6 protein-coding genes and 1 pseudogene are annotated in these 2,646 nt (G+C 37.0%); all 7 read right to left on the minus strand.

Annotation, left to right across the window (positions count from 1 at the left end):
- Window positions 1-175 precede the first annotated feature (175 nt).
- The 7 genes and pseudogenes from PX481_RS09020 to PX481_RS09050 all read right to left on the minus strand — a co-directional run bounded on the left by PX481_RS09020 (window position 176) and on the right by PX481_RS09050 (window position 2,331).
- Complete coding sequence (locus PX481_RS09020; RefSeq protein ID WP_002731660.1) at window positions 176-412, minus strand: DUF4926 domain-containing protein; 237 nt, start codon at window positions 410-412, stop codon at window positions 176-178.
- Window positions 413-424: 12 nt separating this feature from the next.
- Window positions 425-745 carry a DUF6883 domain-containing protein gene (locus PX481_RS09025; RefSeq protein ID WP_002764286.1) on the minus strand — a complete coding sequence of 107 codons (321 nt, stop codon included), beginning with the start codon at window positions 743-745 and terminating at the stop codon, window positions 425-427.
- Between the two features lie 49 nt (window positions 746-794).
- Window positions 795-989, minus strand: a complete 195-nt coding sequence (locus tag PX481_RS09030; RefSeq protein WP_002764287.1) for a RelB antitoxin-like protein — start codon at window positions 987-989, stop codon at window positions 795-797.
- A gap of 53 nt (window positions 990-1,042) precedes the next feature.
- Window positions 1,043-1,294: pseudogene (locus PX481_RS29650) on the minus strand (hypothetical protein).
- A gap of 36 nt (window positions 1,295-1,330) precedes the next feature.
- Window positions 1,331-1,552 carry a DUF2283 domain-containing protein gene (locus PX481_RS09040; RefSeq protein WP_288026202.1) on the minus strand — a complete coding sequence of 74 codons (222 nt, stop codon included), beginning with the start codon at window positions 1,550-1,552 and terminating at the stop codon, window positions 1,331-1,333.
- 93 nt (window positions 1,553-1,645) lie between these two features.
- Window positions 1,646-1,858 carry a hypothetical protein gene (locus PX481_RS09045; protein ID WP_002789670.1) on the minus strand — a complete coding sequence of 71 codons (213 nt, stop codon included), beginning with the start codon at window positions 1,856-1,858 and terminating at the stop codon, window positions 1,646-1,648.
- On the minus strand, window positions 1,855-2,331 hold the full coding sequence (locus tag PX481_RS09050) for a type II toxin-antitoxin system VapC family toxin (RefSeq protein WP_002763393.1): 477 nt from the start codon (window positions 2,329-2,331) through the stop codon (window positions 1,855-1,857). Before PX481_RS09050 ends, PX481_RS09045 begins: the two co-directional genes overlap by 4 nt.
- Between the last annotated feature and the right edge of the window lie 315 nt (window positions 2,332-2,646).

Genomic DNA, 2,646 nt, shown 5'->3' on the forward strand with positions numbered 1-2,646 from the left:
AACCCTTATAGAGAAAGGCATTTAGCGATTTTTGTCAATTGTTTTTATCTAGAGCGAACTAATCAATTAAGTCTCTTGCCAGATAAGGATTTAGTCGATTTATGCCCCCCTATCGAACCATAACAAGTAACGAAGAGCCCAGTTTTCTAGGAAATCACAGCGAAGAATAACAGAATTATATAATTTGAAATTCATCCTGTTTAAGATTTTGAATTGATTCAATCTTGGAAACTTCTACAGCGATAACTGTATAGGCTTTTCCCTGATTATTTAACACTTCTAAAACATAGCCATCCTCTTGGCCTTCGGGTCGAGGACAATAATCCACGATAATCGCGTGAGTGCCACGAGACAAATTAGATTCTGGCAAATCTTCGGTTAATTGAACTTCGGAAAACATATCAAATTTCATAGTCTAACTCTTTTAATCTGGTAATAAAGTCACAAATCTTGTTTCTTTCGTAAGTGAGTCGATAATCCAATAGGTAGAGACTCGTAAGTTTATCCCGTTGACCCCTTGTAAAAGTCCTTTAATTTCATAAATATCACCGAACTTTGTTGGTTTATTTAAGGTGGCTTCGTTGAGAAGAATACGTCTTAAATCTTGTTCCAATACCTGCCAGTTGTCTAAATTATATCCTGCTTGTGCCAGAAAGCCTGATTTATCATCTTTGGGTTGTAAAACTAGCAAATACTGGGTTAATTTAGCTGGTGGGATTGTCGCATTGGGATTTAAATAAGGCATTTATATTGTAATTTAGCCAACTTCTTTATAGACTTCTATAAAATAGATTTTACAGTATATGCGGGCAGTATTGCCAGTCTTTTTCTTGGTCTAGGATTTGATCATTTTCAACTTCTTCGATGAGTTTTCCCAGTCCGTAATCCTCAAGGATTTCTTCGATTTTTTCAAATTCAGCAATGGGAATCTGAACGGCAATCGGCTTTTGATCCTTGTCTAATACATAGCTTTTGCTAATTTCTAGCATTTGTAGTTCCTCTAAAAGTTCTCTAGATTATTATTGATAAATCAAGTAAAACCTCACTCATGATTGTCGAGTTTGCTCTCTAGGGATTCTAGATCTGATAACTGCGGTGGATGATTAGCATTCCATGGGAGAGCTTGATCTAATTTTTCTCGAAAAGGCGATCAATTTATCCAGTCTTCGTTGCCGGGAGAGCGATCGAGTAAATTTTGATAAAACTCATTCCACAGTTGACCCCATTCTTTTAGATCGATAAAAACTGCTGTTTTTTCTCCTGTTTCATCGACAATATACTGAATACCTTTCATGATTTAAATTGTTGTGAGATGGATATTAATTAATAACTATATTTTAATCGATGCACGAGAAGATATGGATTTTGCAAGTTCTTGTCTAGCATCTTCCGATAGAGAACAACCAAAATCTAGAATCTCGATTAAAACTAACTGATCGTCCTCGGAATAATGTAATATTGTTTTCCCTTCCTCCTCTGCGTAAGCAATTGGATTATTGTTTAACTCAATTAATAAAGCATCCACATCTGGGCTATAGTGTATCTTGTTCACCAAATTCCTCTAATTGTTATCGCTTTAACTCTTGTGTCGGCAATGAATTGGCAATTAATCAGAATTAATCTAAATTGTTTCGCTCAAGCCAACCTAAGAGGCTGTTGTGTTGGCGTTGAAAGCTTTGCCGTGTTCTTCTCGAATTTTATGAATTTCTTCAGCATACTTGAGAGTAAACCCGTAGGATTCCGCAGCCTTTTCCGCAGCAATGCGAGACTTAACTAAATAGTCATGGATAGACGTGCATTCCTCCGATAATCTTGTTTGAGTTTTATCTTTTTCTTGCAAAATCTCTGAGTGGATCATAAGTTATTCTCCTCTTTGAATAGTTCAAGTGGTGTGACAATTTCAGGTGTTGACAAACCAAGGCGGGCATTGATAACGCGAATATGCTTCCGTTTGTTAGCATTCGCTAGGTGGTTGCAATTCCAAGTAACGAGATATTGAATGTCGAAATAGCTGGCATAGGCAAGATGTAGAGCGTCGCCCACAAGAGACCTTGGCATGACATAGTTGGCAAGATAAAACTCGACAACTTGTTCAAGAGCAGAAGTCGGCGGTAGTAAAGGAATCCTCGAAACCAAATGAATAATTTCAGCTTTACGCGGATAGTTTCCGTTGGTTAGTTCTTGAAGCACGGCATCCGAAATATATAAATCATAATAACTGGACATCTCCGACCACCACTTCCTTGTGATTTCGGTAAAAGTTTTTAGAGCTTCACGCTCATCAAAGTAATAACTCGGAACCGTGGAATCCAAGTACACTTTTTCTTTCATGATCATAACTGATCGACAAGACTAAATTAAAGCCTGAAGCAGCGGTATGGTAGCCCCCTCTATTCTACTATCCTATCTCTGTAACGAAGTTGTTGCACTGTCATGCTTGACCTCGATCATTTCTCAGAGCGATCGCACTTGATCCCATTGAAACTTCTCCATTTTATCCCAAACATTAGAACTCTTGCAAATTAATTATATGTTATAATCATGGGTTAACTAATTTTCCCCAAAAAATTAGTTAACCAGTACATTTGTCCTGAATGAAAACTTGAAGTTTAACTTTTAACTCAAAACTCTTTAGATATGCTTTAA

It is taken from the genome of Microcystis sp. M53603_WE2, assembly GCF_030065435.1.